At 68.7% G+C, this 13,568-nt stretch carries 14 protein-coding genes and 1 pseudogene; 11 read left to right on the forward strand and 4 right to left on the reverse strand.

Features of this window, described 5'->3' with window-relative positions:
* Window positions 1–39 precede the first annotated feature (39 nt).
* From GKO32_RS11865 to GKO32_RS11890, 6 genes are read left to right on the forward strand one after another with little or no spacing between them, the layout of a single operon-like run.
* Window positions 40–1,203: an acyl-CoA dehydrogenase family protein gene (locus GKO32_RS11865; RefSeq protein WP_154756893.1), complete on the forward strand. Its 1,164-nt coding sequence runs from the start codon at window positions 40–42 to the stop codon at window positions 1,201–1,203.
* Complete coding sequence (locus GKO32_RS11870) at window positions 1,200–2,213, forward strand: acyl-CoA dehydrogenase family protein (RefSeq protein ID WP_154756894.1); 1,014 nt, start codon at window positions 1,200–1,202, stop codon at window positions 2,211–2,213. Before GKO32_RS11865 ends, GKO32_RS11870 begins: the two co-directional genes overlap by 4 nt.
* Window positions 2,210–2,971, forward strand: a complete 762-nt coding sequence (locus GKO32_RS11875) for an SDR family NAD(P)-dependent oxidoreductase (RefSeq protein ID WP_154756895.1) — start codon at window positions 2,210–2,212, stop codon at window positions 2,969–2,971. The genes GKO32_RS11870 and GKO32_RS11875 overlap by 4 nt, the downstream gene beginning before the upstream one ends.
* Before the next feature lie 53 nt (window positions 2,972–3,024).
* Entirely contained in the window at window positions 3,025–5,424 is a 2,400-nt protein-coding gene (locus tag GKO32_RS11880) for a xanthine dehydrogenase family protein molybdopterin-binding subunit (protein WP_154756896.1), read from the forward strand.
* Window positions 5,421–6,236, forward strand: coding sequence for an FAD binding domain-containing protein (locus GKO32_RS11885; protein ID WP_154756897.1), 816 nt, complete (start codon window positions 5,421–5,423; stop codon window positions 6,234–6,236). Before GKO32_RS11880 ends, GKO32_RS11885 begins: the two co-directional genes overlap by 4 nt.
* Window positions 6,233–6,736, forward strand: coding sequence for a (2Fe-2S)-binding protein (locus GKO32_RS11890; protein WP_154756898.1), 504 nt, complete (start codon window positions 6,233–6,235; stop codon window positions 6,734–6,736). The genes GKO32_RS11885 and GKO32_RS11890 overlap by 4 nt, the downstream gene beginning before the upstream one ends.
* Before the next feature lie 15 nt (window positions 6,737–6,751).
* Here the strand turns inward: GKO32_RS11890 and GKO32_RS11895 are convergent, their stop codons facing one another.
* Window positions 6,752–7,909, reverse strand: coding sequence for an acetyl-CoA acetyltransferase (locus GKO32_RS11895; protein ID WP_154756899.1), 1,158 nt, complete (start codon window positions 7,907–7,909; stop codon window positions 6,752–6,754).
* Complete coding sequence (locus GKO32_RS11900; RefSeq protein ID WP_154756900.1) at window positions 7,910–8,323, reverse strand: Zn-ribbon domain-containing OB-fold protein; 414 nt, start codon at window positions 8,321–8,323, stop codon at window positions 7,910–7,912.
* A gap of 23 nt (window positions 8,324–8,346) precedes the next feature.
* Between GKO32_RS11900 and GKO32_RS39735 the strand changes: the two genes are divergently transcribed.
* The 5 genes from GKO32_RS39735 to GKO32_RS11920 are packed head-to-tail and all read left to right on the forward strand — an operon-like array spanning window position 8,347 to window position 11,914.
* Entirely contained in the window at window positions 8,347–8,469 is a 123-nt protein-coding gene (locus GKO32_RS39735) for a hypothetical protein (RefSeq protein ID WP_281353824.1), read from the forward strand.
* A complete protein-coding gene (locus GKO32_RS11905; RefSeq protein WP_154756901.1) occupies window positions 8,466–9,041 on the forward strand; it encodes a cupin domain-containing protein in 576 nt (191 codons plus the stop codon). The genes GKO32_RS39735 and GKO32_RS11905 overlap by 4 nt, the downstream gene beginning before the upstream one ends.
* The gene (locus GKO32_RS11910; RefSeq protein WP_154756902.1) at window positions 9,038–10,606 is read left to right on the forward strand and encodes an AMP-binding protein; all 1,569 of its coding nucleotides are present in this window, start codon (window positions 9,038–9,040) and stop codon (window positions 10,604–10,606) included. The genes GKO32_RS11905 and GKO32_RS11910 overlap by 4 nt, the downstream gene beginning before the upstream one ends.
* 11 nt (window positions 10,607–10,617) lie before the next feature.
* The gene (locus tag GKO32_RS11915) at window positions 10,618–11,571 is read left to right on the forward strand and encodes a fumarylacetoacetate hydrolase family protein (protein WP_154756903.1); all 954 of its coding nucleotides are present in this window, start codon (window positions 10,618–10,620) and stop codon (window positions 11,569–11,571) included.
* Between the two features lie 46 nt (window positions 11,572–11,617).
* The gene (locus tag GKO32_RS11920; RefSeq protein WP_166459503.1) at window positions 11,618–11,914 is read left to right on the forward strand and encodes a putative quinol monooxygenase; all 297 of its coding nucleotides are present in this window, start codon (window positions 11,618–11,620) and stop codon (window positions 11,912–11,914) included.
* Between the two features lie 116 nt (window positions 11,915–12,030).
* On the opposite strand, the pseudogene GKO32_RS40755 reads toward GKO32_RS11920, so the two are convergent.
* Both GKO32_RS40755 and GKO32_RS11930 read right to left on the reverse strand, forming a co-directional pair.
* Window positions 12,031–12,369, reverse strand: a pseudogene (locus tag GKO32_RS40755) (IS701 family transposase); the annotation flags it as partial.
* A gap of 253 nt (window positions 12,370–12,622) precedes the next feature.
* On the reverse strand, window positions 12,623–13,537 hold the full coding sequence (locus GKO32_RS11930; protein WP_166459504.1) for an LLM class flavin-dependent oxidoreductase: 915 nt from the start codon (window positions 13,535–13,537) through the stop codon (window positions 12,623–12,625).
* Between the last annotated feature and the right edge of the window lie 31 nt (window positions 13,538–13,568).

A 13,568-nucleotide genomic window follows, 5' to 3' on the forward strand; every position in this document is an offset into this window, starting at 1 on the left:
CCAAGCCCGGTACGACGCGAAAGTGAGGGGCTGATCGACGTGGATCTGGAGTTCGACGCCCGGAGCGAGCGGTTCCGCCAGGAGGTGTCGAGCTGGCTCGACGAGAACGCCCCGCGCGGCCGGGTTTCCCCACCGGCCACCGCGGACGGGTTGCGGCAACACCTCGCCTGGGAGCGCCGCCTGTTCGAGGCGGGCTATTCCGCGCCGGGCTGGCCGCGACGGTTCGGCGGTCTCGGCCTCGATCTTTGGGGCGAGACGGTGTTCGACGAGGAGTACGTCCGCAGACGGCTGCCGGAGCGGCTGAACAAGATGGCACTCATCCACGGCGCGCGCACGGTGCTCGTGCACGGAACCGAGGAGCAGCAACAGGACTGGCTGCCCGGAGTGCTCGATTGTTCGGACATCTGGTGCCAGGGTTTCTCCGAACCGGACGCGGGCAGCGACTTGGCAGGCGTGCGCACCACCGGGCGTCTCGACGGTAACGAGATCGTCCTCAATGGACAGAAGACCTGGACGTCCAACGGGGCCATCGCCACGCACATGTATGCACTCGTACGGACCGATCCCGAAGCGCCGAAACACCGCGGGATCAGCTTTCTCGTTTTCGACCTGCGGCGGCCCGGCGTCGAGATCCGGCCGATGCGCCAGCTCCACGGTCACTCGGGGTTCGCGGAAGTGTTCTTCACCGATGTCCGCGTCCCGCTGACGAGTGTGGTCGGCGAGCTGAACGACGGGTGGCGCGTGGCCCAGACGGCGCTGCGGCTCGAGCGAGGGTCCGCGCGGGGCAGTCACACCCGGCTCGTGGCCGCGCTGGACGCGCTGACCAAGGCGGTCGACGCAGCCGGTGCCGACCGGGGGCTGCGGGAGCGCGCCGGTTCCCTGCGCGCGTGGGTGTTCGCGTACGTCCGTGCCACCTACGCGCTGATCGACACGGTCGACCGCGGTGGCGACGACGGCGTGGTCGCCAGCGTGAACAAGCTCTGCCTGTCCGAGATCCAGACCGCGATCCACGAGCTGTGGCTCGAAGTGCTGGGCGAGGAAGCCGAACTGGCCGGCGAATTCGGGCCGTACGGCGAATTGCTCGGGATGCGACGGGACTACTGGCACTCGCGCGCACAGGAGATTTTCGCGGGCAGCAGCGAAATCCAGCGGAACATCATCGCCGAGCGCGGCCTCGGCCTGCCCCGTGAGGTGTCCCGATGAACACCGGTTTCTCCATCGAGCAAGCGGAACTGCGCACGAGCATCCGGCGGCTGCTGGAAGACGTGGCGCCGTCCTCGGTGCTGCGGCAGCTGTGGGACACCGAGACCGGCCGGAGTCCGCGGGTGTGGAAAGGCCTCGCCGAAATCGGCGTGCCGGCACTGCTCGTGCCGCCGGAGTACGGCGGCCTCGGGGCCGACGAGCTCGACCTGTTCCCGGTTCTCGAGGAGGCCGGTCGCGCCGCGCTGCCCGACGCCGTCCTGGAATCGTGCATGCTCGCTCCCCTCCTGCTCGCGGGGTCTGCCGACGATGACCTCAAACGGCGCTGGCTGCCCGCACTGGCCGCGGGAGAGGCTCGCGCGACCGTCGCGTTCGGCAGCCTCCGAGCGGTTCCGGATGCGCACCTGAGCGATGTCGTCCTTGCTGTAGAAGGAGAACAGGCCGTCGCCTACGAGCGCGCCGACGTCACCGCGCGACCGGTTCCGTCGATGGATCCCTCCCGCAGACTGTCCGAAGTCACCGTGCGAGCCGGGAGCGGTCGCCCGGTCGATGACGCACCGGTGGCACTGGCACGGGCTGCCCGGCTGGCGGGCTCGGCGGTTCTCCTGGGCGGTGCCGGAGCCAGACTGGTCGAATTCGCGGTCGCCTACGCGAAGGTGCGCGAGCAGTTCGGCCGGCCGATCGGGTCGTTCCAGGCGATCAAGCACCAGCTCGCCACCGCGCACAGCCGGAACGCACTGGCCCGGCACGCCGCGGTGGGAGCGATGTACGAACTGGCGCACCGGGCCGCGTCGAGCTACGACACCGCCGTGCTGGCGCATCTGTGCGCGCTCGAAGCGGCGCGGGAAAGCAACCGGGTGAGCCTTCAAGTCCACGGCGGCATCGGTTTCACTTGGGAGCACGACCTGCAGATCTGGCTCAATTACGGCAAGTCGCTGGAACTCGGGTACGGCACCTGGCGCGAGACGGCCTACGCGGCGGGCGCCCCACGAAGCGAAGGAGGAACCCGATGAACGGCAACAGCAGGCTGACCGGCCGTCGCGCCGTCGTGACCGGTGCGGGCCAGGGCATCGGCCGCGCGGTCGCGGAGCGGTTCGCCCGCGAGGGCGCGAAAGTCACGGTCGTCGACGTCAACGAGGCCGGACTGAAAGAAGTCGTGTCCGCAATCGCGGCCGAGGGCGGCGACGCGCTCGCAGTCGCGTGCGACGTGACCCGGCGGGACGAGGTGTTCGCGGCCGCGGCACGGGCGGCGGAAGCTTTCGGCCCCGTCGACGTCCTCGCCTGCATCGCAGGCATCACCCGGCCGGCGATGCTCCCGCAGATGACCGAGGAGCATTGGGACGCGGTGCTCGACACCCATTTGAAAGGCAGCCTGTTCTGGTTGCAGGCGGTGCTCGGCCCCATGCGTGACGCGGGCTCCGGGAAGATCATCCTCACCACGTCCGCGGCCGGACTGCTCGGCACGATCGGCCAGGTCAACTACGCGGTCGCGAAGGCGGGCATGCTGGGCATGACGCGATCGGCCGCCCGCGAGCTCGCCCGCTACGGGATCACCGTCAACGCCGTGGCACCGGCGGCGTCGACGCCGATGACGCACACCATCCGCACCGACGAGCGGTTCGCGGACAAGTATCTCGACGAGGTTCCCCTGCGCCGCTGGGCCGAGCCCGCGGAAGTGGCCGGCACCTACGTCCATCTCGCCGGCGCTGACGCGGATTACGTGACAGGCCAAGTCCTTTCGGTCGACGGCGGCCGCGCGATGGTGCGCTGACCGCATTCGCGGTACCCGGTTCCGGATTCATCTCTCGGAGGTCAACGACGACCATGAGCGCACCACTCACCCCTCCCCGACTGTCGCATGTGGACGGACCGCTGCGGCGGGACGGCGATGTGATCGTGTCGGGGCACGCGGTCTATCTCGACGATGTGGCGCTACCGGGCATGCTGCACGCGGCGATCCTGCGCAGCCCACATCCCCACGCGCGGATCCGGTCGGTGGACACCTCGGCGGCCCTGCGGTGCGCCGGGGTGCACGCCGCGGTTTCCGGCGAGGACCTGCGCGGCGAATCCGATCCGGTCCCCCACTACTTCGACCCCGGCCTGTTCGGGTTCAACACGGCCGATTTCTTCGCGCTGGCCGTGGACAAGGTGAGATGGGTCGGTGAACCGGTCGCCGCCGTGGTCGCGGACTCGCTCGCCAACGCCGAAGCCGCGCTGGCCGCGATCGCGGTGGAGTACGACGTGCTGCCGTCGGTCATCGAGCCGGACGACGCGCTGGCGGACGACGCGGTGCGGGTGTTCGACCACTGGGACCGCAATGTGCTCGGTGTTCTTCCCTTCGCCCAAGGCGACGCGGCGGGCACGCTCGCCGGCGCGCCGCACCGGCTCCGGGAGCGCATCACCGTCGGACGCCACCAGGGCGTGCCGCTCGAGCCACGGGGATACATCGGCTCCTGGGATCCGCGGGGCCGCCTGGAGCTGTGGGCCTCGACGCAAAGCCCGCACCTGGTGCGCACGGGCCTTGCCCGCATCCTGCACCTCCCGGAGGAGCGGATCCGCGTCGTGGCCCCGCGGATGGGCGGCGGGTTCGGCCACAAGTTCAACGGCTACTCCGAGGAACTGCTCGTGTGCCTGCTGAGCAAGCTGACCGGCGCTGCAGTCAAATGGGTCGAAACCCGGGCGGATTCGCTTCTGGTCGGCGCTCGCGAGTTCTCCCACGACGTCGAGGCCGGGTTCGACGACGAAGGCATGCTGATCGCGTTCACCGACCGGATGCTCGCGAACATCGGCTGCCTGGCCTCGTGGGGCGGCTGGGGCATGGCGTTCATGGCCGGCCTGACCTTCCCCGGGCCGTACGTATGCGGCGACTACGCGATCGAAGTCCTGCCCGTGGTCACCAACAAGGCCCCATGGAACGGATATCGAGGGTACGGAAAGGAACAGGCGGCGGTCGTCCTCGAGCGCGTGATGGAGGTGATCGCCGCACGACTGGACCTCGATCCCGCCGAGGTCCGGCGGCGGAACATGCGGCCGGCGGACAGTTTTCCGTTGTGGGCGGCGGGAAAGCACCTCGACTCCGGCGATCACCGGGGCGCGCTGGACAAGGTCGTGCGCCTGTCGCGTTACCACGAGTTGCGGGGTGGCCAAGCGCCCGGAGCCACCCGGCTTCGCGGTGTCGGCATCGGGTTCGAACTGACGCCGGAAGGCGGCGAGCTGCTCGGCACGTCGGTGCGCGGGCACGACACGTCCACGGTGCGCGTGCATCCCGGCGGGACCGTCACCGTGCTCACCGGCGTGACGAGCCCTGGCACCGGCAACGAGACGTCCATCGCCTACCTGGTGGCGCGCGAACTCGGTATCGGCATCGACCAGGTCGACGTCGTGCAGGGCGACACGGACCGGTGCCCGTTCGGCTACGGCAACTTCTCCAGCCGCTCGCTCAACAGCGGTGGCGCCGCCGCGGTGCTCGCCGCACGGGAGATCCGGGCACGCCTGGCGGCGGTGGCCGCCGCGGATTTCGGTTGCGAGGAAAGCGAAGTGGCCGCTCGCGACGGCCTGCTGGTCAGTGTGCGCGACGAAGAGCTGTCCATCCCGTTCGCCGAACTGGTGCTGCGGGTTTATCAGCACGGTTCCAGCGATCCCGGCGTCGGCCAGGCACTGCTGGAGGTGACCAAGGTCGAAGGGCCGCACAACTTTCACCACGATCCGGGGCAAAGCGGGCTCACCAACGCCTATCCGATGTACTCGTCCACGGCCGCCGTCGCGGTCGTCGACGTGGACGCCGAAACCGGGGTCGTCGCGGTCACCGGCCTGTTCGCCGTCGGCGACTGCGGCACGATCGTCAACCGCAACTTCGTCAACAGCCAGCTGTACGGCGCACTCGCGCAGGGCGCGGGCGGTGCGTTGTGGGAGCACAGCCCCTACGACGCGGGCACCGGCGAACCGCTGGCACGGACGTTCAAGCACTATCTGCTGCCCCGTGCGCCCGATCTGCCCGCCATGGTCGTGGCGCACCAGGAAACCCCTTCCCCGTTCACGCTCATGGGCACCAAGGGGGCGGGTGAAAGCGGGGTCGGCGCGGGAATGGCGGCGCTGGTCAACGCCGTCAACGACGCCTTGCGGCCACTCGGTGCGTCCGTCACGGACCTTCCCCTCGATCCGCCGCGCGTCCTGCGGGCGATCGACGAGGCGCGGGCCCGGCAATCAGTGCGGGAGGACGCATGATCCGCGAGACGCTGCGTTACCACCGGCCGGATTCCCTGGCGGAAGCGACCGCGCTCCTCGCCGAGCACGCCGGTGACATCCGGGTGCTCGGCGGCGGCACCTCGCTCATCCCCTGCCTGACGCGTGGCGAGATCGACGTCGGCCATCTGCTGGACCTGCGCGGCCTTGGTCTCGGCACGATCCGGGAGGTGCCGGACGGCGCCGAAATCGGCGCGATGGTCACCTATGCGGACGTGCTCGCCTCGCCCGTGATCGCCGAACGGGTGCCGCTCGTCGCGCGGGTCGCCCGCGGTATCACCGGCGGCAGGCAGATCACCCAGCAAGGGACTCCGGTCGGATCGGCCTGCTTCAACTTCCCCACCACCGACGCGCCGGGCATGTTCGCCGCTCTGCGCGCCCGCTTCCAGGTCGCGGGCCCGTCCGGAACACGACAGGTATCCGCCGCCGACTTCTTCGTCGACGCCTATCGCATCGGCCTCGAACCCGGGGAACTGGTGACCGGTGTACTGGTTCCCACGACGAAACGCGGCGGCTACTGCAAGATCAAGCACGCCAGCGGTTCCTGGCCGATCGCGACCGCCGCCGCGGTCTTCGACGGCGCGGCGGACGGACGGCTGCGAGTCGCGCTGGGTGCGGTCCAAGCGGTGCCGCTGGTCGTGACCGCCGACGACCCGGGGCAGCTGGCCGAGCGGGTGCGAGACGCCATCGACGCGCCATGGGCCGATGTCCTGGCTCCCGCGGACTACCGGGTACGCGTCGCGCCGGTCGTGGCGCGCCGTGCCGTCGACGAACTGCTGGAGGTTCTGCCATGAGTCCATCGAGCGAGCCCACAGCGCAGCGGCGCCGGATCGCGCTGACCGTCAACGGCAGGCAGGAGAACGTCGAGATCACCGACGGCGAACTGCTGGTCGACGTGCTGCGCCGCCGGTTGCGGCTGAGGGGAACGCACGCGGGTTGCTACAACGGGGATTGCGGAGCCTGCACGGTCCGGGTCGGCGAGACGATCGCGAAATCGTGTCTGCTGCTGGCGGCCAGTGTGGACGGTGACGCGATCACCACACTCGAGGGCTTTTCCGGCACCGAAGGGCTCAGCGAACTGCAACAGGTGTTGTGGGAGCGCGACGCGTTCCAATGTGGATTCTGCGTCGCCGGTCATGTGTTCGCGCTGGACGACATGCTCGCGCGTATTCCCGAGCCGGCCGAGGCGGACGTGCGTGAGGCGTTGATCGGCAACCTCTGCCGGTGCACGGGGTACGTCAACCTGGTCGGCGCGGTGCTGGAGGTCGCCGACCGGCGGCGAAAGCGCGAGTAGGTGCTTCACCCCGCTTCACCGTGTCGATGCGCCGCCGAGGAGCGTGGTGACCTGTGTGGACAGCACACCACCGTTTCCGTGCACCAGCGCCACATTCGCGTCCGGCACCTGACGTTCCCCGCACTCGCCGCGCAGTTGCCGCACGGCTTCGATGATCAGGAAGATGCCGAACATCCCGGGATGGCCGTAGGACAGGCCGCCACCGGAGGTATTGACCGCCAGCCGGCCGCCCGGCGCGATCCCGCCTCCGGTGACGAATCCGCCCCCGTCCCCTTTCGCGCAGAAGCCGAGGTCTTCGAGAAAGAGGATCGTGTTGATGGTGAAGGCGTCATACAGTTCGGCAACGTCCACATCGGACGGTTTCAGCCCGGCCGCGGCAAAGGCGCGTTCTCCCGACGCCCTGGCGCCGGTGGTCGTCAGGTCGGGCATCTGCGAGATGTGCCGATGAGTGTGGGCCTCGGCGCAGCCGAGCAGATACACCGGCGGCCTGCGCAGTGTTTTCGCCCGCGCCTTCGACGTGACCAGCACCGCGCCGCCGCCGTCGGTGACCAGGCAGCAGTCGCGTACGGTGAGCGGACTCGAGACCATCGGCGATGAGAGAACGTCTTCGACGGTGAGCGGACCGCGTTTGAAGGCCGCCGGATTGAGCTGCGCCCAGCGCCGGGCGGCGACGGCGACTTCGGCCAGTTGTTCGCGCGTGGTACCGAATTCGTGCATGTGACGCGCTGCCGCGAGCGCATACGCGGTCACCGGCATGCGGGGACCGAACGGCGTTTCATCGGACTTCACGAGAGCCGGACCCGACGTGACGAGCCCCGAAGACGACGATCGCTGGGTGCTCCCGTAGGTGATCAGGGCGACCTCGCAGAGTCCCGCCTCGATCGCCGATGCGGCGTGCTGGAGGTAGCCGACGAACGAGGCGCCGCCGATCGCGGTCGAATCCGTGTACGACGGCTGGATGCCGAGATATTCGGCGACGGCGGACGGCGGGAGATCGAAAAACGCGGAATGGCACAGCACTCCGTCGATGTCGTTCTTCGTCAGCCCGGCGTCGGCGAGCGCGCGGGCGGTCGCCTGCCCGATCAGATCGAGCGCCGACAGGCCGGGGCCGACCTGACCGAGGTCGGATTCGGCGACGCCGACGATCGCGGCGGGCTCAGGGGTTTCCGGCATTCATGCCTCCGGGGTGAACAGGGGAAGCGGTGTCTCGTCGCGGGTCGCGACCTGGCCGCGCACCCGCATGCCGATCGCGAAAGCGTCGACGGGAGCGCCGACGAGGTTGCTCATGATCCGAGGGCCGTCGTCGAGGTCGATCAGCGCGACAACGCGAGGGTCCTCGCCGCGCCGGTGCACGACGGAGAGGGAATGGACGGTTCCGCCGGGTGAGGCCCGCCGCCAGGAGAGCTCGGTGGCGCCGCAGTGCGGGCAGAGCACCCGAGGCGGAAAGAAGGCCTTCCGGCACGCCCGGCACACCGGGAGGGCGAACACGCCGCGACCGAGCAATGCGTCATCAGTGGCCTCCGGCGGGAGGTCGCCGACCAGCTCTTTGGCCTCGAGCGGATCGTCGTCGGCGTGTTGACTGTGCATACATTTGAATATACCTTCAGGCGATGACCGAGCACCAGACGCCCGAACGCCAGGTCGCTCCGATCAGGCCGATCGTCACCGGGGTCACGAGCGAAGGACTGTCCACTGTGGTCAGTGACGGTCCGTGCGCGGCTCGCCGACGATGACGCCTGAACGAGAGCGGAAACTCGTCCCGGTGCGCCGGGTCGTGACCGGCCACGACGAGTCCGGCCGGTCGACCGTGCTCAGCGACGAATTCTCGCCACACACAATGACTTTCCCCGGCGTGCCCGACTACGGTCAGACGGATCTGTGGCGGACGAGGGTGCCCGCGGACAACACGACTTCCGGCGAGTCGTGCGAGAACCCGACGATGGCGCCACCGGACGGGGGTGTGGTTTTCCGGGTGGTGCAGATCCCGCCGGACCACCTGTTCCTGGCCGATTTCGACCGGACGGCCATGTTCGGCGGCCTCCCGGACGGCAAGCATGCGGTCGGCGACCACGAAGTCCGCAACGCGACCATGCACCGGACCAGGAGCGTGGACTTCGCGGTCGTACTCGACGGCGAGGTGCATGCGGTCCTCGAGGACGGCGAGGTGCTGCTGCGGCGGGGCGACACGCTGATCCAGCGCGGCACCTTGCACGGCTGGAGCAACCGGACCGACTCGAACTGTCAGATCGCGTTCGTCCTCGTGGACGCCGGGCCGTCGGACGCCGGTGAGGAGCAGCAGCCATGACAGCTGCGATCAGCCCGTTCGCGGGGCTCAACGTCCCGTGGTTGCTCGAGACCCGCGCGCGGGACCGGCGGAACCACGCCTTCGTCATCTGGCAGCCAGTCGAAGGGCCCGCGCAGACCTGGACATACGGCCGGTTCGCGGACCGCGTGGACGCGCTGGCCGCCGGGTTCGAACGGCGGGGCGTGCGGCCCGGCGACACCGTGCTCATCCACCTCGAGAACTGCGTCGAGTTCCTGCTGGCCTGGTTCGCGTGCGCGAGGACAGGCGCGGTGGCGGTCACGACCAACGCTCGCGCGACCGCGAAGGAGATGTCCTATTTCGCGGGACATTCGAGGGCGGTCGCGGCGATCACACAGCCGTCACTCGCCGGAACGGTCGCCTCGGCCTGTCCGGGCCTGCGCTGGATCGCCGTCACGGCACATGATGCCGGTGCCGAACCCGCGCGGGCAGACCGCCCGGACGGCGCCGATTCGTTCGACGCGCTCTTCGCGGAGGACGTACCTCCCGCGCGGCGAGCACAGGATCCGGCCGAGACCTGCAGCGTCCAGTTCACGTCCGGCACGACGGCCCGCCCGAAGGGTGTGGTCTGGTCGCACGCGAATGCCTTGTGGGGCGCCAGGATCAACGCGCAACACGAGGCACTGCGCCCGGACGACGTCCACCTGGTCTACTCGCCGTTGTTCCACACCAACGCCCTCTCCTACTCGCTGCTCGCCACCTTGTGGGCCGGGGCCACCGCGGTACTGGTGCCACGGTTCTCCGCCAGCCGCTTCTGGGACGTCGCGGTGCGCCACCGGTGCACCTGGGGCTCGATGAACTCCTTCACCACACGGGCGTTGCTCGACCAGGACGTGCCACCGGACCATTCTTTCCGACTGTGGGGCACACCCCTGTCCGACTCGCCCGCACTGGCGAAGTTCGGCATCAAGACGATCGGCTGGTGGGGTATGACCGAGACGATCTCCCACGGGATCGTCGGCGACCCCTACACCGTCGTTCGGCCGGTGGGAGTGGGTCGCGCGGCCCCGGAATACGCGATCCGCGTCATCGGAGAAGACGGGCACCCGACTCCGGTCGGCGAAACCGGCGGCCTCCTGATCGGCGGAGTACGGGGCCTGTCGCTGTTCAAGGAGTACCTCCACGACGAGAGCACGACGCGCGCGAGTTTCGACGAATCCGGCTACTTCATCACCGGTGATCGCGTGCAGGTCCTCGAAAACGGCGTGCTGGGCTTCAGCGGCCGGGCCAAGGACCTCCTCCGGGTCGGCGGCGAGAACGTCGCCGCACTGGAAATCGAGCGAGTCGCGCTTGGGGTCGCGGGCGTGCGCGAGGCGGCTGTCGTGGCGAAATCGCATCCGATGCTCGACGAGGTGCCGGTCATGTTCGTCATCCCGACCGGGGGCGTCGGCAACGCCGACGGGCACCTCGTGGACGAGATTTTGGCGGCGTGCCGGCGCGATCTCGCCGCGTTCAAGGTGCCCCGTGAAATCCGGCTGCTGGACGAGTTCCCGCGGGCGGCTCTGGACAAAGTGGCGAAGAGCGAACTAGCCAAGACGCTGGAATGAGGAGACGAACAATGCGATGGACGAACTACCGGACAGCGGACGCCACGGACACCGACAAGTTCGGACTCGTGCAGGACGACAAGGTGCACGGTCTCCGTTCCGCGTCCGGCCTGACCGAACTGCTGGGTGACGACGGCGCGAAGCTGCGTAACGCCGCGGCGGAAGCGATCGACTCTCCGCTCGAAGTGCTCCCGCTGGACGAGGTACGACTCCGCCCGCTGCTCGCGCAGCCGTCGTCGATCAGGGACTTCTCGTCCTTTCTCCAGCACTACCGGACGAGCATCATCAACCTCGGCCAGCAGTTCGACGAGAAGTTGTTGCAGCTGCCGATCTTCTACTACACGAACAACACGAACATGGTCGGGGACGGCGACGAGGTCAGCATCCCCGGGCAGGCCACGAACATGGATTACGAGCTCGAAATCGCTTGCGTGGTCGGCAAAGCCGGCATCGACCTCACCCCTGAAGAGGCTGAGCGGCACATCGCCGGGTACTGCATCCTCAACGACTGGAGCGTCCGCGACGTGCTCGCGGAGGAACTCGGCCGCGCTCCGATGCCCGCCAAGGGCAAGGACGCCGGAATCGGCCTCGGCCCGTTCCTCGTGACCCCGGACGAGCTCGAGGACCGCCGTTCCGGGCACGGATTCGACCTCGCGATGACGGCGTCGGTGAACGGGAAGGTGTACACACAGGGGAATTGGGCGTCGATCAACTGGAGCTTCGGCGAAATGCTTTCCTACGCCTCGCGCAACGTCTGGCTCAGGCCCGGCGACGTCATCGGCGGTGGCACCGTCGGCGGTGGGTGCATCCTCGAACTGGGCGGCACTCACGGGCGCGACAAGTACCCCTGGCTTCGCGACGGCGACGAGGTGACCGTCGAAATCGAGCGACTCGGCAAGATGACCAATCGCCTTCGCCGCGGCAAAACCCCGGTACCGCTGGCTCCGCGGACGATGGACTTCTGAGCCCGCCGATGCCGCCGCGCGAGGAGACGGGATCATGCCGGTAGTCATGGCAACTCTGAAGCCATTGCCCGAACACCGCGCTGAGGTCATGGCCGCCCTCAGAACCCTCGTGGCCGCCGCGCACACCGAGGAGGGCGTCGAACGTTTCGCCCTCCTCGACGGCGGCGCCGACGTGTTCGTGATCATCGAAAAATGGGTGGATCGAAACGCCTGGGAAGCGCATACGCGGTCCGCGGCCTCACAACAGGCCAACAAGGCGGTCGCCGGCAAACTGCGGGAAGCTCCCGCCCACCTGTTCCTGACCCCGATCCCAGCCGGCGACGACCGGCTCGGCCGGCTGTGACTTCCTCGCGAAACCCGTGCTGCGCAACCTGGGAACCCGATCGTAGTCACATAGCCGTTGCGGGTGAGGGAAACCGAGCCGGCCGGTGCGGGTTCTCTGGCGCGTTCGGTGGCGGCGACGATGGTGAGGAAGGCGTGAGCAAGCATGGCGAGGATGGTCCAGCGTCGGACTTGGTGCTGGTCCAGGCCGGTCACGCCTTTGCTGGTTTGGAAGGATTCCTCGACGCGCCATCGGGTTCCGGCCACCCGCACCACAACCACCGATGCCCCCCTTGGTGTGCCGAGGTCGATGTCGATCAGGGCCCAGTCGTAGCAGCGATGTCCTTTCGCACCGGTGCCGGCCGAAAGCCGTTGCCACACGTGTTTGGGCAACCGCGAGGCCAGTTCGCCGGGGCGGAATGTGCCGGCTCCGGTGGTCACTCGGCGGTCGCGTCCGATGGCCAGCACGTAGCCGAGGTCCCCGGCATACTCCGCGATCGTCCAGCAATTCTTCCGCGGCAACTCAGATATCAAGCCCAGCAACAACTTCTCCGCCCGCCGGCGCGGCTCAACCCTGGAGAATCGCCGCGCGATCCGCCCCGTGAGCTCATCGAACATCCCCCGCCACCGGACAGGGTCTATGTTGACGCCTGCGGCCGCCAGCCGATCTCGGGAAGTCCACCCAACCAGGCACCCCTCACCAGCCCACATCACGAATCCGGCGGGAGTACTAGTGCGTCGGTACGAGTGTGCGGAGTTCGTCGAGCATCTCGATCTGGACACCCACCTCCTCAGCGGAAGGGAACGCGAACGAGACCGCTTCGATGCCTCGCCCCTGCAGCTTCTCGATATCGTCGGCGATCTGCTTGGGTGCCCCGCCGAGGAACGGCCGGTCTCCGCTCGCCGGCCTGGCTGTCATGGGGTTGTTCGACTGGGCCGTCACCGTGAGGACGGTTGGATCGCGATCGAGACGCTCGGCGCCCTGCCGAAATCTGGCCGCCTGCGCTGTCACGGCGTCCAGCGAGGACGCCACGGGCGTGATGCCGTCCGCGATCCGGGCCGCACGGTCGATCCCGGCGTCGGTGAAGGCGCCGATGACGATGGGTATGGTGCCGCGCACCGGCTTCGGGTTGATCTCGGATGCCTCGATCGAGTAGAAGCGGCCGTCGTACTCGACGGGGTCGGGGCCCCAGACGGCGCGTACCGCGGCGACCATGTCGTCCAGACCGGCTCCGCGGCGCTTCCAGGGAACGTTGGCGGTCGCGAACTCCTGAGGGATGGAGCCCTGCCCGAACCCGGCGATCACTCGGCCGCCGCTGAACTGGTCGAGCGTGGCGAGGCGGCGGGCCAGCACCACCGGCGTGTGCAGCAGCGCGCTGATGATGCTGGTGCCTAGGGTGATACGGCTGGTGAGCGCCGCGACGTGGCTCAGGGTCTGCAGGGGTTCGTAGGTGGTGTGGTAGATCTCGGGCGCGCGTTGGAGGGTGCCGTCAGGGCCGGGCCAGAGCGGAGCCATCGGGCGCAGCAGGCGTTCGTAGGTCCAGAGAGAGTCGTAGCCGAGACGCTCGGCCGCCTGCGCCATGACGGTGATGTTGGCCGGCGACGCGTGCGGACCCGAGACGGGCAGCATGATTCCTAGCTTCACGAGGACTTCTCTTTCTGCTGGAGGGAGATCG

Source organism: Amycolatopsis pithecellobii (genome assembly GCF_009707865.1).
Taxonomy (GTDB): domain Bacteria; phylum Actinomycetota; class Actinomycetes; order Mycobacteriales; family Pseudonocardiaceae; genus Amycolatopsis_E; species Amycolatopsis_E pithecellobii.

Coding starts and splice junctions, on each gene's coding strand:
- GKO32_RS11885 (WP_154756897.1), top strand. CDS start 5,421: ATGATCCGCGAGACGCTGCGTTACCACCGGCCGGATTCCCTGGCGGAA.
- GKO32_RS11905 (WP_154756901.1), top strand. CDS start 8,466: ATGACGCCTGAACGAGAGCGGAAACTCGTCCCGGTGCGCCGGGTCGTG.
- GKO32_RS11910 (WP_154756902.1), top strand. CDS start 9,038: ATGACAGCTGCGATCAGCCCGTTCGCGGGGCTCAACGTCCCGTGGTTG.
- GKO32_RS11915 (WP_154756903.1), top strand. CDS start 10,618: ATGCGATGGACGAACTACCGGACAGCGGACGCCACGGACACCGACAAG.
- GKO32_RS11920 (WP_166459503.1), top strand. CDS start 11,618: ATGGCAACTCTGAAGCCATTGCCCGAACACCGCGCTGAGGTCATGGCC.
- GKO32_RS11890 (WP_154756898.1), top strand. CDS start 6,233: ATGAGTCCATCGAGCGAGCCCACAGCGCAGCGGCGCCGGATCGCGCTG.
- GKO32_RS39735 (WP_281353824.1), top strand. CDS start 8,347: ATGACCGAGCACCAGACGCCCGAACGCCAGGTCGCTCCGATCAGGCCG.
- GKO32_RS11870 (WP_154756894.1), top strand. CDS start 1,200: ATGAACACCGGTTTCTCCATCGAGCAAGCGGAACTGCGCACGAGCATC.
- GKO32_RS11875 (WP_154756895.1), top strand. CDS start 2,210: ATGAACGGCAACAGCAGGCTGACCGGCCGTCGCGCCGTCGTGACCGGT.
- GKO32_RS11895 (WP_154756899.1), bottom strand. CDS start 7,909: ATGCCGGAAACCCCTGAGCCCGCCGCGATCGTCGGCGTCGCCGAATCC.
- GKO32_RS11900 (WP_154756900.1), bottom strand. CDS start 8,323: ATGCACAGTCAACACGCCGACGACGATCCGCTCGAGGCCAAAGAGCTG.
- GKO32_RS11880 (WP_154756896.1), top strand. CDS start 3,025: ATGAGCGCACCACTCACCCCTCCCCGACTGTCGCATGTGGACGGACCG.